Source organism: Streptomyces sp. NPDC091377, assembly GCF_044757045.1.
GTDB lineage: Bacteria > Actinomycetota > Actinomycetes > Streptomycetales > Streptomycetaceae > Streptomyces.
Genome location: NZ_JBIVUE010000019.1, coordinates 18,557 through 43,329 on the forward strand (window position 1 = coordinate 18,557; position 24,773 = coordinate 43,329).

Below are 24,773 nucleotides of genomic sequence, written 5' to 3' on the forward strand. Positions count from 1 at the left end.
TTGACGCCGGTGAGCCGATTCCGATTGTTCCACGTCCCCCGGCCCGCCGTGGCACACCACCATTGACGGGCGCCTTAACCGTCGCCGGGGGTACTGTCAAGAGGGTTCCGTTCACCCGGCTGAGCGAATTTCCTGGCTGAGCGAATCGCCCGGGGGGCGTGTACCCACGTCCGAGGGCGTCCCACCCGTCACCGACAGGGCGTCCCGCCCGTCACCGACCGAGAGTCACCGAGAGAGAGGAAGAGCACGCGTGACCCGCAGCGTGTACGTGACCGGTATCGACCGCGGCGACGGCCGCCAGGTCGTCGAGCTGGGGGTCATGGAACTGCTGACCCGGCAGGTCGACCGGGTCGGCGTCTTCCGCCCGCTCGTCCACGACGGCCCGGACCGGCTCTTCGAGCTGCTGCGCGCCCGCTACCGGCTCGGCCAGGACCCGGCGACCGTCTACGGCATCGACTACCACGCCGCCTCCGCCCTCCAGGCCGAACGCGGCACCGACGAACTGGTCTCCACCCTGGTCGACCGCTTCCACCTGGTGGCCAGGGACTACGACGTCGTCCTCGTCCTCGGCTCCGACTACGCCGCCACCCAGCTCCCCGACGAGCTGGCCCTGAACGCCCGGCTCGCGAACGAGTTCGGCGCGTCGGTGATCCCGGTGGTCGGCGGACGCGGCCAGAACACCGAGTCGGTGCTGGCCGAGACCCGCAACGCCTACCGCGCCTACGACGGACTGGGCTGCGACGTGCTCGCCATGGTCACCAACCGGGTCGCCCGCGAGGACCGGGACACCATCGCCGAGCGGCTCGCGGACCGGCTGCCGGTGCCCTGCTACGTGGTGCCCGACGACCCCGCCCTGGCCGCCCCCACCGTCTCCCAGATCGCCCACACCCTGGGCGCGAAAGTGGTCCTCGGCGACGACTCGGGGCTCGCCCGGGACGCGCTGGGCTTCGTCTTCGGCGGCGCGATGCTGCCGAACTTCCTGGCCGCCCTGAAGCCCGGCTCCCTGGTGGTCACCCCCGGTGACCGGGCCGACCTGGTGATCGGCGCGCTCGCCGCGCACAGCGCCGGCACCCCGCCCATCGCCGGTGTGCTGCTCACCCTGGACGAGGTGCCCAGCGCGGAGATCCTCACCCTCGCCGCCCGGCTCGCCCCCGGCACCCCCGTGCTGTCGGTCTCCGGCACCAGCTTCCCCACCGCCGAGCAGCTCTTCTCCCTGGAGGGCAAGCTCAACGCGGCCACCCCGCGCAAGGCGGAGACCGCGCTCGGCCTGTTCGAGCGGTACGCCGACACCGCCGAGCTGCTGAAGCGGGTCAGCGCGCCCAGCAGCGACCGGGTCACCCCGATGATGTTCGAGCACCAGCTGCTGGAGCAGGCCCGCTCCGACCGGCGCCGGGTGGTGCTCCCCGAGGGCACCGAGCCGCGCGTGCTGCACGCCGCCGAGGTGCTGCTGCGCCGGGGTGTGTGCGACCTCACCCTGCTCGGCCCCGTCGACCAGATCCGCAAGCGCGCCGCCGACCTCGGGATCGACCTCGGCGACGCCCAGCTCATCGACCCGGCCACCAGCGACCTGCGCGACGCCTTCGCCGAGCGGTACGCGGAGCTGCGCGCCCACCGGGGCGTGACGGTCGAGCTGGCCTACGACGTCGTCTCGGACATGAACTACTTCGGCACCCTGATGGTCGAGGAGGGCCTCGCCGACGGCATGGTGTCGGGCTCGGTGCACTCCACCGCCGCCACCATCCGCCCGGCCTTCGAGATCATCAAGACGGAGCCGGGCTCCTCGATCGTGTCGTCGGTGTTCTTCATGTGCCTGGCCGACAAGGTGCTGGTCTACGGCGACTGCGCGGTCAACCCGGACCCGAACGCCGAGCAGCTCGCGGACATCGCCGTGCAGTCGGCCGCGACGGCGGCGCAGTTCGGCGTGGAGCCGAGGATCGCGATGCTGTCGTACTCCACCGGCACCTCGGGTTCGGGCGCCGACGTGGACAAGGTGCGCGCGGCGACCGGGCTGGTGCGCGAGCGGCGGCCCGACCTGCGGATCGAGGGGCCGATCCAGTACGACGCGGCCGTGGAGCCGTCGGTCGCGGCCACCAAGCTGCCGGAGTCCGAGGTCGCCGGGCAGGCCAGTGTGCTGATCTTCCCCGACCTCAACACCGGCAACAACACCTACAAGGCGGTCCAGCGCTCGGCGGGCGCGATCGCCGTCGGCCCGGTGCTCCAGGGGCTGCGCAAGCCGGTCAACGACCTGTCCCGGGGCGCCCTCGTCCAGGACATCGTCAACACCGTCGCCATCACCGCGATCCAGGCCCAGTCCCCCACCGACCTGCCCGCCCCCGACCAGAAGGCGTCCGCCCAGTGACCGGCACCCGTGTCCTCGTGCTCAACTCCGGCTCCTCCTCGCTCAAGTACCAGTTGCTCGACATGAGCGACAGCGCCCTCCTCGCCCAGGGCCTGGTGGAGCGGATCGGTGAGCGGACCTCCCGGCTCCGGCACACCCCGGCGGGCGGCGAAACCCGCGCCCAGGACGGCCCGATCGCCGATCACGACGCCGCGCTGAAGGCCGTCGCCGCCGAGCTGGACCGGGACGGCCTGGGTTTGGACTCGCCCGAGCTGGTGGCGATCGGGCACCGGGTGGTGCACGGCGGGCAGCGGTTCACCGAGCCGACCGTCGTCGACGACTCCGTCCTCGCCGAGATCGAGCGGCTGATCCCGGTGGCGCCGCTGCACAACCCGGCCAATCTCACCGGGATCCGCACCGCCCGCGCGCTGCGCCCCGACCTGCCGCAGGTCGCCGTCTTCGACACGGCGTTCCACACCACCATGCCGGAGTCGGCGGCCCGCTACGCCCTCGACGTGGCGACCGCCGACGCCCACCGGGTGCGCCGCTACGGCTTCCACGGCACCTCCCACGCCTACGTCTCCCGGGCCACCGCGAAGCTGCTGGGCCGGGCGCCGCAGGACGTGAACGTGATCGTGCTGCACCTGGGCAACGGGGCGTCCGCCTCGGCGGTGCGCGGCGGGCGGTGCGTGGACACCTCCATGGGACTGACTCCTTTGGAAGGGCTGGTGATGGGTACCCGTTCCGGAGATCTGGACCCGGCCGTCATCTTCCATTTGATGCGTGTTGGTGAAATGTCCGCCGACGAGATCGACACTCTTCTCAACAAGAGGAGCGGGCTGATCGGACTGTGCGGGGACAACGACATGCGGGAGATCCTCCGCCGGATCGACGAGGGCGACGAACAGGCGCGACTCGCCTTCGACATCTACATTCACCGGCTGAAGAAGTACATCGGCGCGTATTACGCCGTGCTCGGCCGGGTGGACGCGATCGCGTTCACGGCCGGGGTCGGCGAGAACGCGGCGCCGGTGCGTGAGGCAGCCCTCGCGGGCCTCGATGAGCTGGGCATCCGGGTCGACGGCGGGCTGAACGCCGTACGCGCGGACGGGGCGCGGCTGATCTCGCCCCCCGCGGCCCGGGTGGCGGTGGCCGTGGTGCCCACCGACGAGGAACTGGAGATCGCGACACAGACCTACGCACTGGTCGGAAAGGGCGGTCCCGAAAGCACGTAGCGAAATACTCGGCTGAGCACCGGGCCGCCCATTTGTATCTTCCGCTGGCCGGAATATTCCGCAGCGAAACAAACCGATAGGATCGCCCTCATGCGCCGTTCGAAAATCGTCTGTACTCTCGGCCCCGCGGTCGACTCCCACGAGCAGCTCGTCGCGCTGATCGAGGCCGGCATGAACGTGGCCCGCTTCAACTTCAGCCACGGCACCCACGCCGAGCACCAGGGTCGCTACGACCGGGTGCGCGCCGCCGCCAAGGAGACCGGCCGGGCCATCGGGGTCCTCGCCGACCTCCAGGGCCCCAAGATCCGGCTGGCGACCTTCGCCGAGGGCCCGGTGGAACTGGTGCGCGGTGACGAGTTCACCATCACCACCGAGGACGTCCCCGGGGACAAGACGATCTGCGGCACCACCTACAAGGGCCTGCCCGGCGATGTCACCCGCGGCGACCAGATCCTGATCAACGACGGCAACGTCGAGCTGAAGGTGCTGGACGTCGAGGGCTCGCGGGTCAAGTCGATCGTCATCGAGGGCGGCGTGGTCTCCGACCACAAGGGCATCAACCTGCCCGGCACCGCCGTCAACGTCCCCGCGCTCAGCGAGAAGGACGTCGAGGACCTCCGTTTCGCGCTGCGCATGGGCTGCGACCTGGTCGCGCTCTCCTTCGTCCGGGACGCCAAGGACGTGGCCGACGTCCACCGGGTGATGGACGAGGAGGGCCGGCGCGTCCCCGTCGTCGCCAAGGTGGAGAAGCCGCAGGCGGTCGAGAACATGGAGGACGTCGTGATGGCGTTCGACGGGGTGATGGTCGCCCGTGGCGACCTGGCCGTCGAATACCCGCTCGAAAAGGTCCCCATGGTGCAGAAGCGCCTGATCGAGCTGTGCCGGCGCAACGCCAAGCCGGTGATCGTGGCGACCCAGATGATGGAGTCGATGATCACCAACTCGCGGCCGACCCGCGCCGAGGCGTCCGATGTCGCCAACGCGATCCTGGACGGCGCCGACGCGGTGATGCTGTCCGCCGAGTCCAGCGTGGGCGCGTACCCGGTCGAGACCGTGCGGACCATGTCGAAGATCGTCCAGGCCGCCGAGCAGGAACTGCTCTCCAAGGGGCTCCAGCCGCTGGTGCCGGGCAAGAAGCCGCGCACCCAGGGCGGTTCGGTGGCCCGCGCCGCCTGCGAGATCGCCGACTTCCTCGACGGCAGGGGCCTGGTCGCCTTCACCAAGTCCGGTGACACCGCCCGCCGGCTGTCCCGCTACCGCGCCCAGCCGCCCATCATCGCCTTCACCACGGACGAGGCGACCCGCAACCAGCTCACGCTGAGCTGGGGCGTGGAGCCGCACGTCGTGCCGCTCGTGAACAGCACCGACGAGATGGTCGACCTGGTGGACCAGGAGGTCGTCAAGCTCAACCGCTTCGACACCGGTGACGTCCTGGTGATCACCGCGGGCTCGCCCCCCGGGGTCCCCGGCACCACCAACATGGTCCGCGTCCACCACCTGGGCGACGGCCTCCGCCACTGACCCGGGCCGGCCGCAGGACCGTCTCGTACGCCGGCTCCGGCCGCACGACGCAGACTCCGGCCGTACGACGCAGACTCCGGCCGTACGACGACGGCTCCGGCCGTACGTCGCCGAGGGCGCCCCTGGTCGACCAGGGGCGCCCTCGGCTGTGGGGGGGGATGTCAGCGCGGGGTGGTGTACACCTTCATGCCGGGGATGTGCAGGGTGCCGCCGAACTGGGCCGCCTGGACCACCGTCACCTCGGTGAAGTAGATGAGCGGGATGTTCAGCGGGGGCGGTTTCTCCGGGCTGAACTCCACCTCGATCAGGCCGAGCAGCTTGCCGGAGATCTTCTCCGTGTACATCACGGTCTCGCCGTCGCGGATGGTCGACGTCGAGCCCTCGGCGGCCTGCACGTGGTAGGTCGAGTCCGCCTGGTCGTCGTGGACCGTCTGGTGCAGATCCCCGATGTCGGTGCCGTGGGAGACCACGTACTTCAGCGCCTTCTTCTTGACGCCGCTCGCGGTCCTGACCTCCACGACCCCTTGGTAGTCGGCGCCCTTGAGCAGCAGTGAACTCGCGTCCAGGTACCAGGGGTCGTCCGGCACCGGTACCGGGTTGTCCACGCCGCCCTGCGCGTCGGTGGCGACCGGACAGTCCTCCGGACGCGGACCGTCACTCGCGGACGCGCTCGGTGTCGGTGTTGGTGTCGGGGTGGCCGACGGCTCCTCGGTGGGTTCTTCGGTCGGCTCCTCGGTGGGTTCCTCCGAGGGCTCTTCCGTGGGCTCTTCCGTGGGCTGACCGGTCGGCTCCCCGGACGGGTCACCGGCACCCCCCGAGGGCTCGGTCCCGCCCTCGGTGTCGCCTTCGGTGTCGTCGTCCGGGGGCTTCTGCGCGCCGCCGGAGGGCGAGGGCTTCGGGGCGGGACCGGCCCCGTCCTCCTTCGCGCCGCCCCCGGTGAGGTCCTTCACGCCGTCGGCGATCCCGCCCACGACGTCCTCCACGGCGTCCCCGACGCTGTCCAGGAGGCCGCCGCCCCGCGAGGGCGTCGGGGACGGCCGCCCTGCCTCGGGCGCGGTGTCACCGGTCCCGCCGGAAGGTGCCGGGGACGGGGCGGGGTCGGCCTTGTCGTCGGAACCTGAATCCGGCGAAGAGGCGTCGTCCGTCGGGTCCCCGGCGCCGCCGCCGGGCGTCGGGTCGGCCGCGTCCGGCTCCGTCTCGGACGGCGTCGGCTCGGGAGACTCCTCCTGGGTCTCGGCGGGCGAGGGGGAGGCGGAAGTGTCCTCGCCGGGCTCCTTCTCGGCGGCCTTCAGCGCGGTGACGCAGTCCTCGTACTCGTCCGCGGTCAGACTGCGCGGCGCCGGGCGGTCCTCGGCGAGGGCGAGCTTCGGGGTGAACCCCATCCCCATCAGGACCGCGGTGGGCATCGCCGCCAGGGCTATCGCCTTGCCTGCGGGCATGTGGAACCTGGTGAACAGCGGCTTCCTGGGCGCCGCGTGGCGTGGTCCGGTCCGTACCCGGTCCGCCGCCGCGTCGGTCCCGCGGGCCACCTCGTCAGCCGGCACTGTGCCTCCCGTTCGCCTCGTTGGCGGGGGTCGTTCCTGACAGTCCGTCGGTCTTCTCCACCGGCGCGGGCGGTACGCCGTCGGCCCAGGCCACGGCCATCGCGCCGCCGACCAGGGCGAACAGGAAGCCGATGAGGAAGCCACCGAGGTTGGACACCGGGATGGAGACCAGGGCGAGCAGGATCGCGGCGACACCCGCGAAGACCTGGACGTGCTTCTGGAACCAGAGGCTGAAGCCCAGCACGACCAGGAGCACCCCGATGATCAGCGATCCGGCGCCCGCGGTGGTGGCCATCGCCAGCGTCAGATGCCCGATCCGGATGTTCGCGTACGGGAAGTAGGCGATGGGGAGTCCGCCGAGCATGACGAACAGTCCGGCCCAGAACGGCCGGGTGCCCCGCCACGAGCGGAACTGCAGCCTGCGGCGGGTGAACTGGCCGGCTACGGCGGGGGTCTCGGCGCTCATTGGAAAACAGCTCCCTGGAACGGCGTTGCTCTGGTGGAGAGTTGTGGAGAGTGATGGAGAGAGGTCGCGCCGCGCTGGTGTGCGCGTGGCGGAGCGAGGGGGGTGGGGGTGTCGAGGTGGGGAGGTAGGGGGATGCGGGGGTGTGGGGGGGTGTTGGGGGGTGGGGGCATGGGCGTGTGGGGTGCGGGGTGTTGGGGGGTGTGGGGTGAACGGGCGGGGTGCCGTCGGCGCCCCGCCCGTCGGCGAGTGCCTAGTAGCACTCCTTGACACCCGTGGACACCGACATCTTCAGTCCGCTGAGCTTGAACGTGCCGGCCGAGGTCGCCCACGCCGTCTGCTTCACGTCCTTCAGCGTCACCGAGTCGGACTGCTGTGAGAACCCGAAGGGGTTGGCCCGCTCCTTGCCGCCCTTCATGCCGGGACCCTTGTTGGCGTCCTTGGCCGCGACACCGATGTCAATGCCCCGGAAGGTGGCATCGGCCTCCAGTTGGGCGACATCGATGTACAGGTTCTCGGCCAGGACCGGTTCGGCGCCGTCACCGGCCCGCAGGATCAGGCTGACATTCCCGAGCACCGGAATGTTCGGGGTGACGACCGACTGACACAGGCTCTGGATGGTGGCGGTACTGAAGGCCGAGACGGCGACCGGGCGGACCGTCTTGTCACCCTTGAGCGTGTATCCCTCGTCGAGGGCGCCGTACTGGACGAAACCCTCGCCGTCGAGTTGCTTGGTCGTGACCTTGAACGACTGGCCCGAAACACTGAACGACGCGGCGAGAGCGCCCTGCGCGAGGGCGACGCCTATCGCGGCCGTGGCGGCCACACTGGGCACCATCACCACGGCGAACCGCTTCCATCTCGTCCCACCACGCACCTGGGACTCCATATTTCCTCCTTCTCGGACGTACATCTCCTGCCCCGGCCCGCCCGGAAGACGGCATCGCCGCGGCAGGGATGGGAGAAGTGCTACGTCCTCGGGAAGGAGCGCCCGCGCCCGGAGGCGCGTTCCGCACCCTCGATCACCGGCGATCTCCCCCGAGCGACAACCACTGGTCGCGCCTGACACGCATCACGCACAACCTTGCCGGACAGGCTTCGCCCGCGGGCGAAGACCCCCCTGTCCAGGAGCCGGGCGCCACTGCCGCCCGCTCCGCTCGGTGGGGACCCAGTGAGTCCGCGTCCCGGCCGGCTGCCGGGACAACGGGAATTGGACCGAGCGTCGCCGATCGTGGTGCATTCTGGCCGCCCGCACAAGGGGGGTCGTTACCGGCTAGTAACGGCCCGGTAACCACGCCACGGCACAGGGGCTCGCAACGGCGACGCTGGGTACGACCGAAGGGCAGAACATTCGCATGGATCGCCGGACAGATCCGGCACATCATCGAGCCCGACTTACTGGCAGTAACAGCAGTCGCGTCGGCCAAGTTTTGGCAAAACGTAACCGCTTACCGACCTCCGCGCCGACCACCAATTCGCCCCATTCAGCGGGTGAATGGGGCGGAACCGGAAAGAGCCGGAAAGAGAGCGACGTAGGTGGACCACCGCCCCCGGCGGACCCGGGGACGCCGGCCCGGCGGGCGCCGGCAGGGGATGGATCAGAACAGCGCGCGGGCCAGCGCGCGGCGGGCGGTGGCCACCCGCGGGTCGTCGCCGCCGACCACCTCGAAGAGTTCGAGGAGCCGCAGCCGTACGGCGTCCCGGTCGTCGCCGGCCGTGCGCCGCACGGTGTCGATCAGCCGCCCGAAGGCGTCCTCGACATGCCCGCCGACCAGATCGAGGTCGGCGGCGGCGATCTGCGCCGGTACGTCGGCGGGCCGCTCGGCGGCGTCCTTGCGCACCTGCTGCGGGTCCAGGCCCTGCACCCGCTGGAGCAACTCGGCCTGCGAGAGGCCGAGCGTGGCCTCGGGGTGGGCGGGGTCGTCGGCGAGCACGTTCCGGTACGCCTGGACCGCTCCGGAGAGGTCACCGGCGTCCAGCGCCTGCGCGGCGGCGTTGAGGAGGGCGTCGTAGGGGCCCGCCGGAAGCTCGTCCTCGCCGGGCGCGCTGTCACCGGGCACGGCGTCGGGGTCGACGGCGAGTCCGGTCAGTCCGAAGCGCTCCTCGGCGACCTGGACGAGCTGGTCGAGCGTCTGCCGGATCTGTGCCTCGCCGGCGGCTCCCTGGAAGAGCGGCAGCGCCTGCCCCGCGACGACCGCGAACACCGCGGGGATCCCCTGGATCCCGAACTGCTGCATCAGCATCTGATTGGCGTCGACATCGATCTTGGCGAGCAGGATCCGGCCGTTGTATTCGACGGTGAGTCGTTCCAGGACCGGGCTCAGCTGCTTGCAGGGCTCACACCACTCCGCCCAGAAGTCGAGGACGACGGGGACCTCGGCGGAGCGCTGGATGACATCGCGCTCGAATCCCGCCTCGTCGACGTCGATGACGAGATCGGCCGGGGAGACGGCACCGCCGCCGCCCTGCCTGGCCGCTTCGGCGCGTGTCTGCTCCGCCTTCGCCTTGGCTTCTTGGGCGGCCTTCACCGCGGCGAGGTCGACGACACCGCTCATGGACATGTTCCGTGGCTGCATGTGTCCATCCTCCCCCGTTCCCCCGCCTGTGGGAAAAACGATGCCGAAAGCCGGTCCCGCCCGGTGTGCCGGGCCCGGTCGGGCCGGGGGTGTGCCGTACGGCACCGGGTCCCCACCCGCGCCGTGTGACCGACGCCCGTGTACGTCCGTCACGGGCGGCAGCGCAAGCCCTGGCCCCTGCTTTCGCTACGCGTCGTAGCGTAATGGCAGCGCAGGTGCGCGGGGACCCGGCTCCCGGTGATCTCCCTCACGGCACCGCGGCGCGGGCCGGGTCCGCTCCCGGGGGCGCCGGTTAGGGTCGGGGGATGCAGAGCCGCATACCCGCCCCGCGCGGGCGTCCGCGCAGCACCGCCGCGGACGCCGCGATCCTCGGCGCGACCCGGGCGGCGCTGGTGGAACTGGGCTGGTCGAAGCTGACGTTGTCGGATGTGGCGACCCGTGCCGGGGTGGCGAAGACGACCCTGTACCGCCGCTGGGCGGGCAAGAACGAGCTGGTCGTGGACGCGGTGGCCGAACTGTTCGACGAACTGCGGCTGCCCGACCGGGGCAGTCTGGCCGCCGACATCGAGGGCGTGGTGCTCCAGTTCGCCGCGATCCTGGCCCGCCCGGAGGCCAGGAGCGGCCTGATGGCGGTGGTCGCGGAGGCCACCCGTGACGAGGCCCTGCGCGCCCGGATCCGCGCCTCCATCGTGGACCGCCAGAAGGGTCTGGTGCTGGAGGGCCGCGCCCGGGCGCAGGAGCGGGGCGAACTGGCCCCGGAGCCCGACCCGGACGAGGCGACCCGGTCGGCGGACCTGATCTTCGACGTGGTGGCGGGCGCGGTGATCCACCGGACGCTGGTGAGCGCGGGCGCGGCGGACGAGCGGTGGGTACGCGGCTTCACGAACGTCCTGCTGAGCGGTGTGCGGGGCGCGACCGGCTAGGACCGGCGGCCGGGCCGAACCGGTCGGCCGGATCGACCGGCGGCCGGAGCCACGCTCCCGTGCCCGCGCGGATGCACGGGTGCGCGGATGCACGGGTGCACGGGTGCACGGGTCAGAACCCGGGAGGTTCGGTGTACACCCCCCACTCGTCCCGCAGGACCCCGCAGATCTCGCCGAGGGTCGCCTCGGCGCGGACGGCGTCGACCATGGGTCCGATCATGTTGGAGCCGTCGCGGGCGGCGGCGAGCATGGCGGCCAGGGCGGAGCGGACGGCGGCGTCGTCGCGTTCACCCTTACGGGCGCCCAGGGAGCGGACCTGCTCGCGTTCCACCTCGTGGCTGACACGGAGGATCTCCAGGTCGCCGGTGACCGAGCCGGTGTGGACGTTGACGCCGACGACCAGTTTGTCGCCCTTCTCCAGAGACTGCTGGTAGCGGAAGGCGGACTCGGCGATCTCGCCGGTGAACCAGCCGTCCTCTATGCCGCGCAGGATGCCGGAGGTGATCGGACCGATGGGGTGCCTGCCGTCCGGGTGGGCCCGCAGCCCGCGTTCCTTGATCTGCTCGAAGATCTTCTCGGCGTCGGCCTCGATGCGGTCGGTGAGCTGCTCGATGTACCAGGAGCCGCCCAGCGGGTCGGCGACGTTGGCGACGCCGGTCTCCTCCATCAGCACCTGCTGGGTACGGAGGGCGATCTCGGCGGCCTGCTCGGAGGGGAGGGCGAGGGTTTCGTCCAGGGCGTTGGTGTGCAGCGAGTTGGTGCCGCCGAGGACGGCCGCGAGCGCCTCGACGGCGGTGCGGACCACGTTGTTGTACGGCTGCTGGGCGGTGAGCGAGACTCCGGCGGTCTGGGTGTGGAAGCGCAGCCACTGGGCCTTGTCGCTGCGGGCGCCGTAGACGTCCCGCATCCAGCGGGCCCAGATGCGGCGGGCGGCGCGGAACTTGGCGATCTCCTCGAAGAAGTCGAGGTGCGCGTCGAAGAAGAAGGAGAGTCCGGGGGCGAAGACGTCGACATCGAGGCCGCGGGAGAGCCCCAGTTCCACGTACCCGAAGCCGTCGGCCAGGGTGTAGGCCAGCTCCTGTGCGGCCGTCGCGCCAGCCTCGCGGATGTGGTAGCCGGAGACGGAGAGCGGCTTGTAGGCGGGGATGGAGCGGGCGCAGTACTCCATCAGGTCGCCGATGAGGCGCAGATGGGGCTCGGGCTCGAAGAGCCACTCCTTCTGGGCGATGTACTCCTTGAAGATGTCCGTCTGGAGGGTGCCGTTGAGGACGGCCGGGTCGACGCCCTGGCGTTCGGCGGCGACGAGGTACATGCAGAAGACGGGGACGGCGGGTCCGCTGATCGTCATGGAGGTGGTGACGTCCCCGAGGGGGATGTCCTTGAACAGCACGTCCATGTCAGCGGCGGAGTCGATGGCCACCCCGCAGTGGCCGACCTCGCCGAGGGCGCGGGGGTCGTCGGAGTCGCGTCCCATGAGGGTGGGCATGTCGAAGGCGACGGAGAGCCCGCCGCCGCCCGCGGCCAGGATCATCTTGTACCGCTCGTTGGTCTGCTCGGCGTTCCCGAACCCGGCGAACTGCCGGATCGTCCAGGTCCGCCCCCGGTAGCCGGTCGGATGCAGACCCCGGGTGAAGGGGTACTCCCCCGGCCATCCGATGCGCTCGAACCCCTCGTACCGGTCTCCGGGCCGGGGCCCGTACACCGGTTCCACGGCATCTCCGGAGAGCGTCGTGAAGTCGGCCTCCCGCGTGCGGGCGGCGTCAAACCGGGCCTGCCAGCGACGGCGGCCCTCCTCGATGGCTTCAGCGTCCATACCATCGAATTTACTAGGACGTCCAAGTAAATGTCGACCGCTTACTAGGATGTCCTAGTAATAGGGCCGGAGAAACCGCCGTACGCAGGGGCGTACGGCGGGGTCCGTCAGACCTTGGCGGCCTCGGGGGCGGGGCGCTCGATCCGGCCCTCCAGCTCGGCGGAGATCTTGCGCTCCACGAAGAAGGCGGCGGTCGGGACGGTGCCCGCGAGCAGCACCCACAGCTGCTTGGCGACCGGCCACTTCGCCTTGGAGCCCAGGTCGAAGGCGAAGACCAGGTAGAGCACGTACAGCCAGCCGTGCGCGATCGAGACCACCTGGGTCGCGCCGTCCGCGCCGTCGATCTCCAGCACGTACTTGCCGATCATGCAGAAGACCAGCAGCACCAGGAGCACGCCGGTGACGTAGGCCAGGACGCGGTAGCGGGTCAGCACGCTCTTTTTCATGCCGTCGAGCGTATCGGCACGTCACGGGCGATCTTGCGGCGGGGCGCCGCTCGCGGAAGCCGGCGTTCAGCACCCCGGCGCCCGGCGGTGGCCGTCCTCACTCCTCCTCGAAGTCCTGCGCCGCCACCCGCAGCGGCCTCAGCATCGCGAAGATCTCGGTGCACTCCTCGGCGTCGTACACACCCAGTCCGAAGTCCATGGCCATGAGGTCCTGGGTGGCGGACTCGGTGACCTCGCGGCCCTTCTCGGTGATCACGGCGAGGGTGCCACGGCCGTCGTTGGGGTTGGGGCGCTTGGCGACCAGCCCCGATTTCACCAGCCGGTCGACGGTGTTGGTGACGGATGTCGGGTGGACCATCAGCCGCTCGCCGATCTTCGACATGGGCAGCTCGCCGCGCTGGGAGAAGGTGAGCAGGACCAGTGCCTCGTAACGGGCGAAGGTGAGCCCGTACGGCTTGACGACGGCGTCCACCTCGGCGAGCAGGATCTGGTGCGCCCGCATGATCGAGGTGATCGCGGCCATGGACGGCACCCCGCCCCAGCGCTGCTGCCACAGCTCGTCGGCGCGGGCGATGGGATCGAACGAGAGACTGAGCGGCTTCGACACGGCATCAGACCCTACCCGTCGGTCATATCCCGGTCAGCCCTGTCTCGCCCTTCGGTCCCCGGCGCTCCCGCCTCCCGACCGCCCCCGGACCGCCCCCGGACCGCCCTCCGCGGCCCGGCTCCGCGGCCCGGCTCCGCACCACCTCCCGCACCAACGGACACCGGGCGCGGTTCCAGCCGACGCTGTCGCGGGTCCCAGGGGTGACGGGCTGGGTTCCGGGACCGATGGACCGGATCTGCCGCAGTCGCGACTCCGGCCCGGGGTGCCGAGCTGGGTTCCGGAACCGCCGGGCCGGATCCCGGCCCGGGTCTCGCGGACACCGGGCTGGGGTTTCGGGGGGGCCAGGCCGGTCCCGGGACCGGCAGGCCGGATCTGCCGCAGTCGCGGCTTCCACCGGGGACGCTCCACCGGGTCCCCGAGGTGCCGGCAGGGTTCCCGGACCGCCAGGCCGGACCCCGGAACCGCCGGACCCGATCCCGGAACCGCCGGGCCGGATCTCGGAACCGCCGGGCCGGATCTCGGGGATGCCAGGCCGGATCCCGGGGCCACCGGGGTGGGCCCCCGGGGCCGCCGGGGTGGGCCCCCGGGGATGCCAGGCCGGACCCCGGGACCGCCGGGGTGGGCCCCGGGGATGCCCGGCCCGCCGGGTCCCGGCCCGGATCCCGGGGCCGTCAGGCCGGTGTGGTGGTGGGCGCCGCGTGCGGCGTGGATCGGGGGGCGGGGGCGGTCGGACCGTTGGGGTGCCCGGAGGGCGTCAGGGGCGGGTCGTGCGGCGCAGGCGGTGCCGGACCGCACGTTGGGCCACCGGGCCGAGGTCCTCCAACGCGGCGGCGAGCGCGCCGAGTTGTTCCAGCGCGTCGAGCGCGGCCGTGGCGCCCTCGGCGTCCACCCCCTCGTACAGCTCGATGCCGACGAACGACGCGGCGACCGCGCGGGCCAGTCCGGCGGGGTCGGTGAACTCGCCGAACGGGGTGGCCGCCAGCACCCGGACGAGGACCCGCTCGATCTCCGCGATCCACAGCTCCAGTCCGGCGGCGGTGGCCGGGCCGAGGCTCTTGTGGGTCTGGGCGCCGGCGAGGAGCTGGCCGAGCAGGGCGACATGGCCGCCGGCCCGTTCCGCCGTGTGGATCTCCCGCCCGACGGCCAGCAGTTCGGTGAGCGAGGTGACGGCGGCGAACCGTTCCCGGTAGGGGGCCACCGACCGCTCGGCGCCGTAGCGGCAGGCCGCCGCGAGCAGCTCGTCCACGGTGCCGAAGTGGTAGAAGACCAGCGCCTGGTTGACCCCGGCCGCCGCCGCGACCGTACGGGCCGAGGTCTTGGCGATGCCCTGCTCGGTGAGGGTGCGCAAGGCGCCGTCGAGCAGTTTGGCCTTGGTCTCCAGGGACTTCGCGGTCTCGGGACTCACGCGCGGGCCTCCTCGCGCACCGGCCGCAGCCCGGGGCGCACGCCATGGCGGCGGACGTCGGTGTAGCTCACCGTGAACGATCCCTCGTAGCCGAAGAGCGGTCCGAACCAGTCGTTCACCACGCGCACCCTGATCCGGAAGCGTCCCGAACGGTCGTCGTACGACTCCCGTACCTCCGCCGTCGCCCCGATCAGCGCGGGCACCCGCACATCCACCGGCCCCTCCCGGAAGCGGTGCTCGCCGGAGCGGATCAGCAACGAGCCGTCGGGCTCGGCACGCAGCCGCAGTTCGGTGGCAAGGTGCTGATGGGTGCCCAGATAGTCGAGGACCCGGTCGCCGCGGGGGTCGAGCACCATCTGGGCGTCGAAGCGGCGCGGGCCACCGGGGAGGTCGAAGGTGCGCACGAAGCTCACCGTCTCACGCCCGAAGGTGTCGGCGTACGGCACATTCTCGATGACGAAGGGGACGTCACGGCCCTCGCGCGGCACCAGGATGTTGCGGGTGGCGCCGACCGCCAGGAACGGCTTGACGAACGCCCCGCCGTGCCAGATCCGGTCCATCACCCCCCGCCCGGTGCACGCCTCGCCGCCGCGCAGACCGACCGAGAAGCGGCGGCGGAGTCGGGGGTGGAGGCGGTCGAAGTCGGCGCCCATGGCGGCGTGGAAGAGGGAGACGGGGGTGGTCGCGGGCGGGGGCGCTGAGGTCATCGGGGGTTCTCCAGGCTGCGCAGCAGTCCCGGGGCGCCCGCGCCGGTCGGCGGGGTGCGCCGACAGCGGCGGGCCGCGGGGGTGCCGGGCCGGGGCGGCAGGAACAGCGCCAGGCAGACGGCGACCAGGAGCAGCAGCGGGCACAGATACGCCATCGGCGCGGCGAACGGGCCGAACAGCCGCAGGAACGACTCCAGTCCGAGCCCGGTGAGGGCGACCGTGATCACCAGGGCGCGTACGGCGAGCCCGGTCAGCCAGGACCGCAAGGCGCGCTCGGGGGTGATGCCGCGCTCCAGCCAGAGCCGGAGCCGGTCGAAGGACCAGGCCGTGGCCCAGCCCATCAGCGGACGCAGCACCAGCCGGTCGGCGAGCGCGCCGAAACGGCCCCAGCGGGGGCGGTAGTCGTAGCCGGTGAGGAAGCGCACGCCATCGGCGGCGGGGACGTAGCGCCAGTAGCCACCGCCCTCGGCGATCAGGGAGAGCGGGTGCGGGGAGGCGAAGCGCAGGGCGGAGGTGCGGGTGCCGTCGGGGCGTTCCCGCTCGCCCGCGGAGACGCCGGTGCCGGAGACGGTGAGGAAGGGCAGGACGCGCGTGGCGTAGCGGAAGCGCTGCGGCTCGCCCTCCGCGCGCGGGAGGTGGGCGATCTCGGTGAAGCGGAGGTCCCAGCGCTGATGCCGGGACGGGTCCTGCGTGGCGGCCCACAGGGTGTCGAGGTCGGCGCGGATGTACGCCTCTATGTAGAGCCTCATGGCTCGTCCCCCAGTTCAACCTCGCGTTTGAGCGAGTGCTCAAACACTGCTTCCGACACCGTAACGGGTTTTGAGCGAACGCTCAAAGAGTGGGGACGAGAAAAACCCCGGCCTTAGGGGGCCGGGGTTCTCGGGGCTCTGCGGGGGGCGGCGTGCCTCAGGCGGTGCCGAGGTGGCGCTCCACCGTCTCCACCTTGGCGGTGAGTCCGTCGGTCACGCCGGGCCGGATGTCGGCCTTGAGGACCAGGGACACCCGGGGCGCGCGGGCCTCGACGGCGGCGACGGCACGCTTGATCACGTCCATCACCTCGTCCCACTCACCCTCGATCGAGGTGAACATGGCGTCGGTGCGGTTCGGCAGCCCCGACTCGCGCACCACGCGCACGGCGTCGGCGACGTACTCCCCCACGTCCTCGCCGACACCCAGCGGCGTCACGGAGAAGGCGACGATCACGCGCCCACGACCCCTTCCTTGCGGGCGCGCGAGGCGATCACCGCGTCCTCGGCCTCACGCTTCAGCATCCGCTCGGCGTAGAAGCCACCGGCGGGCAGGACGGAGAGGACGAAGTAGAGGGCGGCCGTCTTGACCGGCCACTTGGCCTTGTTCCAGGCGTCCGCCCAGAAGATCACGTACAGGATGAACAGCACGCCGTGGACCGCGCCCATCACGGGCACCGCATTGAATTCGGTCGTCCGCTTCAGCACCGAGCAGAGGAGCAGGACGAGGAACGAGATGGCCTCGGGGGCCGAGACCAGGCGGAGGCGGCGCAGCGCGCCGGCGGTCTTGATGTCCACGGGTCACCTTCGCTGTGTCGGGGGTTTCCGGTGGCCGGTCCGCGGCGGACCGGCCGCTTTGTGAACGGAAGCACAAACGTTCACCCATTGTGGCAGGCGAGATGAGCATCTCTTGACCGGGGGGCGGCTCGCGTGAGCGAAGTCTCGTCCGGGAGCGAACGTGGGCTGGGAGGCGGGTCGTCGGGCCCGCCTCTCAGCAGGTACGGCGTTCGTACGCCGGGTCGGCCGGGGAGGTCACGTCGAGGTCGCGGAGGACGATGGAGAGGCGGGCGCCCCAGTCCCGGCAGGCGGCGGCCAGTCCGGACGGTTCGTACTCGATGACGAAGACCCGGTCGTCGTAGGCCGTCGCGTAGGCGTCGCACTCGTCGTACTGGCCGCACTCCTCCGCGACCGCGAAGTCGAAGCCCAGCTCACGGCCCCGGTCGGCGAGGTCCGCCGCGTTCTTCTGGCCGATCGCGAGACCCTGGTCGTGGGCGCGGGCGACGAGCAGTTCGGCGAAGGCGAGGTCGTCCTCGGCGGTCAGCAGCCCGTCGGAGCGTTCGTGGGAGTCGAGGTTGTCCGCCTCGACGGCCTGGTGTCCGGAGTCGGCGCAGCCGTCGATCCACTCCCCCACGACCTCCGCGAGCCGCTCCCGCTTGGCCGGGGTGGAGAGGTCGAGCAGGGCCTCGTCCCAGTTCTCGTCCACGACCAGCCCGCCCTCGTCGTCGCGCAGGAGCAGGTCGGGGTGGTGCTCCCGCCACCAGCCGGTGGCGTCGGGCTGGGCCTGGAAGGCGTTGACGTAGCAGAGGTTGTAGACGTCGGGGGCGGGCTTCGCCTCCCGGTCGCGGGAGACGGCCCGGACGCCGTCGGGGGGCGGGTAGGGGGCGCCGATCTGGTAGTCGAAGCCGACGCCGGGCTCGGGGAGGGTGACCTCGGAGGTGGGGTCACCACTCCCGCGCCCCGTCTTGTCTCCACCGCCGCCGCCGTCCGTCCCTGAGCATCCGGTCACCGCCAGCGCCAGCGCCAGTGCCCCGCACAGGGCCAGCGCCCTCGGCACACGCGGAAGGGCGGGGCGGGGGCGGCGGGACATGGGCGGGGGCTCCTGTCGTCGGCGGGCACGAGGTGCGGGGTGCGGGGTGCGGCACACGCGGTCGGAAGAGGGTCGGACCCTGTCGGACCCGGGTCGGTCGGACACACGGCCACGGGATGGCGCCCTGCGCACGATCATCATGCCGCTCGACCGAACCGGGGCATCACACCGGTCGACCGGTCACCGGCATCACGCCGCTCAACCGACCCCGGGCCTCACGCCCCTCGACCGATCACCGGCGTCACGCCGCCCCGTCCGTGCCGAAGGCGGCGCGCAGGGTTGTGACGGCCTGCTGGATCGCGGCCTCGGCGACGTGGGTCTTCCGCAGGGCGTTGAGCATCCCGCCGCGCTCCTTGGCCAGCAGGGTGAGCGCCGCGGCCATCGTCGCCCCCCACCGAGGCACCCGCGACCGCGATCCGGCCGACGTCCAGCCACACGCGAAGAAGGGTGGTCCGCACGGGCGTCCGCTGTATGGCAAAGCGGCGTGCCCAGGGCACGGGACGCCGTTCACAGGCCGCCCGGGGGGGCCGGGGGGCCGCTTGCTGAAGCCCCCCCCCTCACTACGCGCCCAATGGCCCCTCTCCGAGAGGGCGACCGCGCGCCCCCGCCACCCTCCACGGAGGGGTACCGGGCGGGTCAGGTTCGGCGCCTGTCACCCCCGGCGCGTCTGCCCGTGCGGCCCGTCCGCAGCGAGCAGGCCGCCGCCCGGCACCGCCCGGTCTCCGCGCGCTGCGCTTCGTCCAGGCGCTCGCGCACCACGTCCAGGATCGTCTGGGCGACCCTGAGCGCCGTGAACGCGGCCATCAGCGGATCCACTCCGTCATCGCTCCCGTACGGACCCTGCGGCTCACTCACCTTCGCAACTCCTCTCCCCTCGCACGGGGTGCTCGCAACAACAGATGTCGGGGGCCGCCCGCCCTCTTTCCGCACGGCAGCGTGGACACGGACACGGAGACGGAGACGGATAACGGCCAGCACCCGCCGCCCGGGGGCCCCTGGAGGGCTGCCCGCCCCGCACGGGGTGCTCCCTCCGCCCGGGGCCTTGCTGCCTCGCGGGCGGAGGGGCGTTCATGCGGGCGGTGCCCACCCCTGCGTGGGGTGCTGCGCGCCCGTGGCATGGTCCGGAGGATCCGGCTCCGCACGGCGCGTCCCCTCATCCACGGCAGCCATCACCCGCCGGTACTGCGGCGACCGCTCGAACGCCTCCCGCACCGGATCGGCGAACTCGAAGCTGTGGCCGCCCGGATGCCCGGCGAACAGCCCGCACGCTTCCTCGGTGGCGCCGGGCGCCCCACGGTTGAGGGTGTTGCAGTCGGGCAGCACGAGGAACCCGTGCGGGTCGCGCCCGTCGTCCCACTGCGCCCACACCTCACCCTCGCGCGGGTCGTCCAGAACCCACGTCAGGGCATGGTGCGGACCGGACCCGTGTCCTTCCAGCGGACAGCGCAGCATGTACGGGACCGAACCGCCCGGGTCGCTGTCGTCCTCGACGTGAGCGAGCATCAGCGCCACCAGGTCCACCGGCATGATCGCGCCCGCCCCGCATATCCGCCGCTCCCGCGCTCCAGGTTCCGCCGCCATGTCACACCCCCCGCCCGCGCCACGACAGGCCACCCGTGTCACGGCAGCCGGCAGCGCGCACACCGGCACGGCGGCCACGCCTGAGACACCGTCGCGAGCGGACCCGGAATGGCCCGGTAGGTACGTCGTACGACCGGGCCCTTCGGCTTGCGGTCCGCACCGACCCGGTACGTCTCGATCGTCATCCGCGACCTGCCCGGAGCGGGCTTGGTACCCGCGTTCACCGCTCCCCCTCCGCACCCTGCCTGTGGCAGGGGCAGGCGCAGCGCGGGACGAGCACCGTGCCCCCGCCGTGGGGCAACGGCACGTCCTTCGTCTGGCGGCAGTCGTCGTGCAGGCGCTCGTACTCCGGCCGCGCGGCCAGCGCGCACTCCGCCGACCGGTGCCCCTCTACGGTGGGCCCGCTCATCGCACGGCCCCCCTCGCCCCGATGACGTGCCGGTCCAGGTCGATGCCGAAGCCAGGAGCGAGTACCAGGACAGTCCGCCGCCGTTGCCGCTGCTCGCGTTCTCGTTCGGCGGCGATCAGGTAGGGGCGGATGAGGGCCGTACCCGTGCCGTCGAGCGGCTCGTGCAGACCGTAGGGGGAACGGGGCACCCGAACCCGTGCGGCGGCCGGGCGAACAGCGCCCGCGCACTGCGGGGAAGGGACGGGAGCCGGACGGGATCCAGCCCGGCGCTTTCCTGGACCAGGCGCTAAGAGGTCCAGCAGCAGCCGTACGAACGTGTGGATAAGCTTCACCATGTTGACCTGCTCTCTCAGGTTGGCCACGCCCCCGGACCGGTTGCACGGTCGCGGGGGTTCCTTGTACTGAGTGAGCGTGCCGACAAAACAACGCTCTGCCTTCCCCAAAGTGGGGATGGCAGAGCGTTGACCACGGCGTGCGTGAGGTGCTAAACGCCGCTCCATGCTGCGAACTCACGCAGCTTGTCCGGCGCTCGCTTACGAGCACGCAGCAGCGTGCCCACCGTTTCGTGGACGTCGGGGTGATAACGCGTCAGTTGGGGGGCGGTTTGGCGTGCCTGCTCCAACGACTCCAATGCATCCTCGTTGTGCGCGGTCCATGCTTCTGCACTGGCCTTACGGATCAAGAAACCGGCAACCCTGGTGGGTTGGTAGGAGTCCGGCAAGCGCACTGTTGTGGCGACCCGTAGTGCCTCTTCGTGGTCGTCCTTGTACATGGCCACATCGAGGCGCCCAAGCGCCACGTTGAGGTCACCGAACGCCAATGCATACCGCTCGCCGGGCGGTTCTGCTGCTGCGTCGAGTGCTGCGCCTGCTTCGGCCAGTTCGCTAGCCTGCCCGAGCCAGTCTTCGGCTGCTGAGTGGTCACGCTGTACAGCCGAAAGGGCCGAAGCCCGAAGCAGCAGGGTGCCCCGTACAGCCATGGTTGAGGCGTCGCCGTCGTCGTGAAGATCCCGCAAGGCTTGCTTGATCAACGCCACCCCTCGGTCGGGGCGGGACGTTTCGGCATGGGTGATGACGGCTCGCTCGTACCGCTCAACAGCTACTTGACGGGGATCCCCGGACTGTGGAGCGGCCATGGCCATACGGGCTAGGGCGAGTCGGGCCAGCTCCATGAAACCCAGGCGGTAGGCGATGATCGCAGTCGTGCGCGCGACCTCTGATTGCATGTTGTGCGCCCGCTCGCGATCCCGGCCCGGCGCGCTGTACCTCTGTACGGCTACTGCGGTGTCCGCGATGAGTTCGGGCAGGGCTTCAGCAACGTCGCCGAACTCCCCCTGGGCTCGAAGCGCCGCAATGTGCCCTGTCCGCATGGCCAGATCATCAAGCGAACGGACCGGCGTGCCGTCTTCCGGTGGAATGTCCCATGCGTCTAGAGCGCTGCTGATCGGTGCGAGCAGCCGGTCCAGCTGATCTTTCTGAAGCATGTGAATGTAGGGCTGCCCGTGAAGTACAGACAGAGTGACGCCGAGTGCTCGGGCTACCGAGGCGAGTACGGACGGGCTTGCAGGCCGCTCACCGTTTTCGACTCGGGATAGCTGACTGGTGGATACGTGGGCCAAGCGGCACAGTTCGGTGAGGCTGAAGTCTCGGATGGCTCGAAGTTCCCGAATACGGGCCCCGATGTGCCTTTCTTTCTGGTCGGGCATACTGACTCCCATTGCGTGCTGACACTCGCAATGTACGCCTGGATCACTCCAGGGTGTACCGCTAGCGGCCCCCGCTCCGGCGGGGGCCGTCGTACTGCGCACGGTCCGTCAGACAACGCCCGCACCGACCGCTCAACCGTGAACGGCCCGCCCTCGCACCGGGCACAGGAACAGCCCGCCCGCGCACCGGGCGCCCAGGAACAGCCGCCCGCCTCTCTGCTCCTGGACGACCAGCTCTGTTTCGCCCTGTACGCCCCGTCCCGGGCGGTGACCGCGCGCTACCGGCCGCTGCTCGACGCGCTCGGTCTGACCTACCCCCCCCGGTACCTGACGCTGCTCGTCCTCTGGGAGCGGGGCTCGGTCTCGGTGCGTGAGCTGGGCGAGGAGCTGCACCTGGAGTCCAGCACCCTCTCCCCCCTGCTGAAGCGCCTGGAGGCGCGCGGTCTCGTCCGGCGGGAGCGGCGGCCGGACGACGAGCGGTCGGTGGTGATCCGTCTCACGCAGGAGGGCTCGGCGCTGCGGCACAAGGCGCGCGCGGTGCCCGTGGAGATCGGCACGGCGCTGGGGCTGCCCCCCGAACAGTTCGCCACCGCCAAGGACTTGCTCCGGCTGCTCACCGGGAACGTGCGCGCGAGCTGACCCGTCCCCCGGCCTCCGGGGTGCGCAGTCGCCCCCGCCGCCTCGCCCCGGGGGATCCGTTCGGGGCGGGTCTCCGCCCCCGGGCCCTGTTCGCCGGGCCGTCGCGGGGGCTACCTTCCAGAGCGTGGCGATGTTTCGACTTCAAGGCAGCAAGGTGCTGGCCGTCGGGATGACCGGGGACGCCGTGAAGGCGAAGAACGGCTCGATGGTCGCCTACGACGGCCAGATGGCCTTCAAGAAGCTCAGCGGAGGCGGCGAGGGGATCCGGGGGATGGTCACCCGCCGGCTGACCGGCGAGCAGATGACCCTGATGGAGGTGAAGGGGCACGGGACGTGCTGGTTCGCGGACCGGGCCTCGGAGATCAGCCTGGTGAGCCTCCAGGGGGAGACGCTCTACGTGGAGTCGAGCAACCTGCTGGCGACCGACGGCGGATTGCGCACGGGCACCTCGTTCACCGGACTGCGCGGCGCCTCCCAGGGCAACGGACTGTTCACCACGACCGTCGAGGGGCACGGCCAGGCCGCCCTCATGTCCGACGGCCCGGCGGTGCTGCTGCGGGTGAGCCCGCAGTACCCGCTGACCGTCGACCCGGGGGCGTACGTGGCGCACCAGGGCAACCTCCGGCAGTCCCTCCAGTCCGGCGTGACCTTCCGCACCCTGCTGGGCGAGGGCGGCGGCGAGGCGTTCCAGATGCGCTTCGAGGGCGACGGCGTGGTCTACGTGCAGCCCAGCGAGCGGAACACGATCGCGGGGGAGGTGTGACATGGGGTTCCGGGAGATCAACTCCAGGATGGTCGAGGCGACCGTGGCCCCGGGGCAGCGGCTGTTCAGCCAGCGCGGGGCGATGCTCGCGTACCGGGGCGAGGTGAGCTTCACCCCGAACATGGCCGGCGGCCAGGGCGGGGTGATGTCGATGATCGGCCGCCGGGTCGCCGACGAGGACACCCCGCTGATGACCGTCGAGGGCAGCGGCACGGTGCTGTTCGGGCACGGCGGGCATCACATCCAGGTGATTGACCTGGCGGGCGACACCCTGTATGTGGAGGCCGACCGGCTGCTCGCCTTCGAGGGCACGCTGCGGCAGGGCACCCTGTTCATGGGCTCGCAGGGCGGCGTCATGGGCATGGTCCGGGGCCAGGTCACCGGCCAGGGCCTGTTCACCACCACCCTCCAGGGCCATGGCTCGGTCGCCGTGATGGCGCACGGCGGGGTGCTGGAGCTGCCGATCACCCCGCAGCGCCCGGTCCATGTGGACCCGCAGGCGTACGTCGCCCACCACGGCGACATCCGCAACAAGCTCTCCACCGCGCTCGGCTGGCGGGACATGGTGGGCCGTGGCTCCGGCGAGGCGTTCCAGCTGGAGCTGAGCGGCAGCGGCGCGGTGTACGTGCAGGCATCGGAGGAGAAGCTGTGACCGCCTACCCGGGCGCGGGCCCCGTCGTGCACGACCCGATGACGCTGCCCAGCGACGACAACGTCGACGCGTACACCTTCTGCGTGGAGCTGAAGGGCTCCCAGTGGTTCCTGCAGAAGGGGAAGATGATCGCCTACTACGGGTCGATCGACTTCAACGGGATCGGGCACGGCCGGCTCGACCGGCTCGTGCGCACCTCGTTCCATTCGCCTCTGCACGCCTCGGACTGGGTCGTGGCGGAGGGCAGCGGCAAGATGCTCCTCGCCGACCGGGCGTTCGATGTCAATGCGTACGACCTCGAAGACGGCAATCTGACCATTCGCTCCGGCAATCTGCTTGCTTTTCAGCCAAGTCTCGCGCTGAAGCAATCAATCGTGCCGGGTTTTCTGACCCTCATCGGAACCGGAAAGTTCGTGGCGGTGTCGAACGGCCCGGTGGTGTTCATGGAACCCCCGATCCGGGTGGACCCGCAGGCGCTCGTCGGCTGGGCCGACTGCCCGTCCCCCTGCCATCACTACGACCACGGGTACATGACGGGCCTGATGGGCGGCCTACGTGCGATGACCGGTCTGGGCGGCGCCTCCGGGGAGGAGCACCAGTTCGAGTTCGTGGGGGCCGGGACGGTCCTGCTCCAGTCGTCGGAGGCCCTGATGGCGGAGCAGCCCACAGGGACCGTCCCGCATCAGGCGGGGGTACCCGGTGGGGGTGTGACCGGACATCATGGACCACAAGGCGGCACACCGCGCCTTCCCGGACAGCTCGGGGACCTCCAGCGTCGCTTCGGGCTGTGAGCGGTAGTCTGCGGAGTGTGACATCGAACGCGTGCGCACCGT

At 71.3% G+C, this 24,773-nt stretch carries 27 protein-coding genes; 8 read left to right on the plus strand and 19 right to left on the minus strand.

The window, feature by feature from the left end; genetic code table 11:
* Positions 1 to 250 precede the first annotated feature (250 nt).
* The 3 genes from pta (at position 251) to pyk (ending at position 5,094) form a co-directional block, all read left to right on the plus strand.
* A complete protein-coding gene (pta, locus tag ACIQNG_RS31435; RefSeq protein ID WP_401489689.1) occupies positions 251 to 2,359 on the plus strand; it encodes a phosphate acetyltransferase in 2,109 nt (702 codons plus the stop codon).
* The gene (locus ACIQNG_RS31440) at positions 2,356 to 3,573 is read left to right on the plus strand and encodes an acetate kinase (protein ID WP_401489690.1); all 1,218 of its coding nucleotides are present in this window, start codon (positions 2,356 to 2,358) and stop codon (positions 3,571 to 3,573) included. Before pta ends, ACIQNG_RS31440 begins: the two co-directional genes overlap by 4 nt.
* 90 nt (positions 3,574 to 3,663) lie before the next feature.
* Complete coding sequence (gene pyk / locus ACIQNG_RS31445; RefSeq protein WP_401438750.1) at positions 3,664 to 5,094, plus strand: pyruvate kinase; 1,431 nt, start codon at positions 3,664 to 3,666, stop codon at positions 5,092 to 5,094.
* Positions 5,095 to 5,255: 161 nt separating this feature from the next.
* On the opposite strand, the gene ACIQNG_RS31450 is transcribed toward pyk, so the two are convergent.
* The 4 genes from ACIQNG_RS31450 to ACIQNG_RS31465 form a co-directional block, all read right to left on the minus strand.
* Positions 5,256 to 6,638, minus strand: coding sequence for a hypothetical protein (locus tag ACIQNG_RS31450; RefSeq protein WP_401489693.1), 1,383 nt, complete (start codon positions 6,636 to 6,638; stop codon positions 5,256 to 5,258).
* Positions 6,628 to 7,104 carry a DUF6114 domain-containing protein gene (locus ACIQNG_RS31455; protein WP_401438756.1) on the minus strand — a complete coding sequence of 159 codons (477 nt, stop codon included), beginning with the start codon at positions 7,102 to 7,104 and terminating at the stop codon, positions 6,628 to 6,630. Before ACIQNG_RS31455 ends, ACIQNG_RS31450 begins: the two co-directional genes overlap by 11 nt.
* A 250-nt stretch (positions 7,105 to 7,354) precedes the next feature.
* Positions 7,355 to 7,990, minus strand: coding sequence for a DUF6230 family protein (locus ACIQNG_RS31460; RefSeq protein ID WP_401489695.1), 636 nt, complete (start codon positions 7,988 to 7,990; stop codon positions 7,355 to 7,357).
* A 709-nt stretch (positions 7,991 to 8,699) separates the two neighbouring features.
* Positions 8,700 to 9,677, minus strand: coding sequence for a tetratricopeptide repeat protein (locus ACIQNG_RS31465; protein ID WP_401438762.1), 978 nt, complete (start codon positions 9,675 to 9,677; stop codon positions 8,700 to 8,702).
* A 305-nt stretch (positions 9,678 to 9,982) separates the two neighbouring features.
* On the opposite strand from ACIQNG_RS31465, the gene ACIQNG_RS31470 reads away from it, so the two are divergent.
* Positions 9,983 to 10,600 carry a TetR/AcrR family transcriptional regulator gene (locus tag ACIQNG_RS31470; RefSeq protein WP_401438765.1) on the plus strand — a complete coding sequence of 206 codons (618 nt, stop codon included), beginning with the start codon at positions 9,983 to 9,985 and terminating at the stop codon, positions 10,598 to 10,600.
* A 112-nt stretch (positions 10,601 to 10,712) separates the two neighbouring features.
* On the opposite strand, the gene ACIQNG_RS31475 is transcribed toward ACIQNG_RS31470, so the two are convergent.
* The 15 genes from ACIQNG_RS31475 to ACIQNG_RS31545 all read right to left on the minus strand — a co-directional run bounded on the left by ACIQNG_RS31475 (position 10,713) and on the right by ACIQNG_RS31545 (position 21,898).
* Positions 10,713 to 12,413 carry a methylmalonyl-CoA mutase gene (locus tag ACIQNG_RS31475; protein ID WP_401489698.1) on the minus strand — a complete coding sequence of 567 codons (1,701 nt, stop codon included), beginning with the start codon at positions 12,411 to 12,413 and terminating at the stop codon, positions 10,713 to 10,715.
* A 107-nt stretch (positions 12,414 to 12,520) separates the two neighbouring features.
* Positions 12,521 to 12,859, minus strand: coding sequence for a DUF3817 domain-containing protein (locus ACIQNG_RS31480; protein WP_401438771.1), 339 nt, complete (start codon positions 12,857 to 12,859; stop codon positions 12,521 to 12,523).
* Positions 12,860 to 12,956: 97 nt separating this feature from the next.
* A complete protein-coding gene (locus ACIQNG_RS31485) occupies positions 12,957 to 13,466 on the minus strand; it encodes a MarR family winged helix-turn-helix transcriptional regulator (protein WP_401438774.1) in 510 nt (169 codons plus the stop codon).
* Positions 13,467 to 14,220: 754 nt separating this feature from the next.
* Entirely contained in the window at positions 14,221 to 14,871 is a 651-nt protein-coding gene (locus tag ACIQNG_RS31490; protein WP_401438777.1) for a TetR/AcrR family transcriptional regulator, read from the minus strand.
* On the minus strand, positions 14,868 to 15,578 hold the full coding sequence (locus ACIQNG_RS31495) for a DUF4166 domain-containing protein (protein ID WP_401489700.1): 711 nt from the start codon (positions 15,576 to 15,578) through the stop codon (positions 14,868 to 14,870). The genes ACIQNG_RS31490 and ACIQNG_RS31495 overlap by 4 nt, the downstream gene beginning before the upstream one ends.
* On the minus strand, positions 15,575 to 16,327 hold the full coding sequence (locus ACIQNG_RS31500; RefSeq protein WP_401438783.1) for a hypothetical protein: 753 nt from the start codon (positions 16,325 to 16,327) through the stop codon (positions 15,575 to 15,577). Before ACIQNG_RS31500 ends, ACIQNG_RS31495 begins: the two co-directional genes overlap by 4 nt.
* Before the next feature lie 157 nt (positions 16,328 to 16,484).
* Positions 16,485 to 16,781, minus strand: coding sequence for an MTH1187 family thiamine-binding protein (locus tag ACIQNG_RS31505; protein ID WP_401489702.1), 297 nt, complete (start codon positions 16,779 to 16,781; stop codon positions 16,485 to 16,487).
* Positions 16,778 to 17,122, minus strand: coding sequence for a DUF3817 domain-containing protein (locus tag ACIQNG_RS31510; RefSeq protein ID WP_401438788.1), 345 nt, complete (start codon positions 17,120 to 17,122; stop codon positions 16,778 to 16,780). The genes ACIQNG_RS31505 and ACIQNG_RS31510 overlap by 4 nt, the downstream gene beginning before the upstream one ends.
* A 193-nt stretch (positions 17,123 to 17,315) precedes the next feature.
* Positions 17,316 to 18,191, minus strand: coding sequence for an endo alpha-1,4 polygalactosaminidase (locus ACIQNG_RS31515; protein ID WP_401489706.1), 876 nt, complete (start codon positions 18,189 to 18,191; stop codon positions 17,316 to 17,318).
* 241 nt (positions 18,192 to 18,432) lie between these two features.
* A complete protein-coding gene (locus ACIQNG_RS31520) occupies positions 18,433 to 18,573 on the minus strand; it encodes a hypothetical protein (protein WP_401489707.1) in 141 nt (46 codons plus the stop codon).
* Positions 18,574 to 18,827: 254 nt separating this feature from the next.
* Positions 18,828 to 19,046, minus strand: a complete 219-nt coding sequence (locus ACIQNG_RS31525) for a hypothetical protein (RefSeq protein WP_401489709.1) — start codon at positions 19,044 to 19,046, stop codon at positions 18,828 to 18,830.
* Positions 19,047 to 19,259: 213 nt separating this feature from the next.
* On the minus strand, positions 19,260 to 19,772 hold the full coding sequence (locus ACIQNG_RS31530) for a hypothetical protein (protein ID WP_401489712.1): 513 nt from the start codon (positions 19,770 to 19,772) through the stop codon (positions 19,260 to 19,262).
* A 220-nt stretch (positions 19,773 to 19,992) separates the two neighbouring features.
* Positions 19,993 to 20,181: a hypothetical protein gene (locus ACIQNG_RS31535; protein WP_401489713.1), complete on the minus strand. Its 189-nt coding sequence runs from the start codon at positions 20,179 to 20,181 to the stop codon at positions 19,993 to 19,995.
* Positions 20,178 to 20,369: a hypothetical protein gene (locus ACIQNG_RS31540; RefSeq protein WP_401489714.1), complete on the minus strand. Its 192-nt coding sequence runs from the start codon at positions 20,367 to 20,369 to the stop codon at positions 20,178 to 20,180. The genes ACIQNG_RS31535 and ACIQNG_RS31540 overlap by 4 nt, the downstream gene beginning before the upstream one ends.
* 296 nt (positions 20,370 to 20,665) lie before the next feature.
* Positions 20,666 to 21,898: a helix-turn-helix domain-containing protein gene (locus ACIQNG_RS31545; RefSeq protein ID WP_401489716.1), complete on the minus strand. Its 1,233-nt coding sequence runs from the start codon at positions 21,896 to 21,898 to the stop codon at positions 20,666 to 20,668.
* A 204-nt stretch (positions 21,899 to 22,102) separates the two neighbouring features.
* Between ACIQNG_RS31545 and ACIQNG_RS31550 the strand changes: the two genes are divergently transcribed.
* From ACIQNG_RS31550 to ACIQNG_RS31565, 4 genes are all read left to right on the plus strand, one after another.
* Positions 22,103 to 22,525 carry a MarR family winged helix-turn-helix transcriptional regulator gene (locus ACIQNG_RS31550; RefSeq protein WP_401489862.1) on the plus strand — a complete coding sequence of 141 codons (423 nt, stop codon included), beginning with the start codon at positions 22,103 to 22,105 and terminating at the stop codon, positions 22,523 to 22,525.
* A gap of 130 nt (positions 22,526 to 22,655) precedes the next feature.
* Positions 22,656 to 23,288 (plus strand): AIM24 family protein, encoded by a 633-nt coding sequence (locus ACIQNG_RS31555; protein WP_401439041.1) that lies wholly within the window; start codon positions 22,656 to 22,658, stop codon positions 23,286 to 23,288.
* A gap of 1 nt (position 23,289) precedes the next feature.
* Positions 23,290 to 23,940: an AIM24 family protein gene (locus ACIQNG_RS31560; protein ID WP_401489718.1), complete on the plus strand. Its 651-nt coding sequence runs from the start codon at positions 23,290 to 23,292 to the stop codon at positions 23,938 to 23,940.
* Positions 23,937 to 24,731: an AIM24 family protein gene (locus ACIQNG_RS31565; protein WP_401438812.1), complete on the plus strand. Its 795-nt coding sequence runs from the start codon at positions 23,937 to 23,939 to the stop codon at positions 24,729 to 24,731. The genes ACIQNG_RS31560 and ACIQNG_RS31565 overlap by 4 nt, the downstream gene beginning before the upstream one ends.
* Positions 24,732 to 24,773 lie beyond the last annotated feature (42 nt).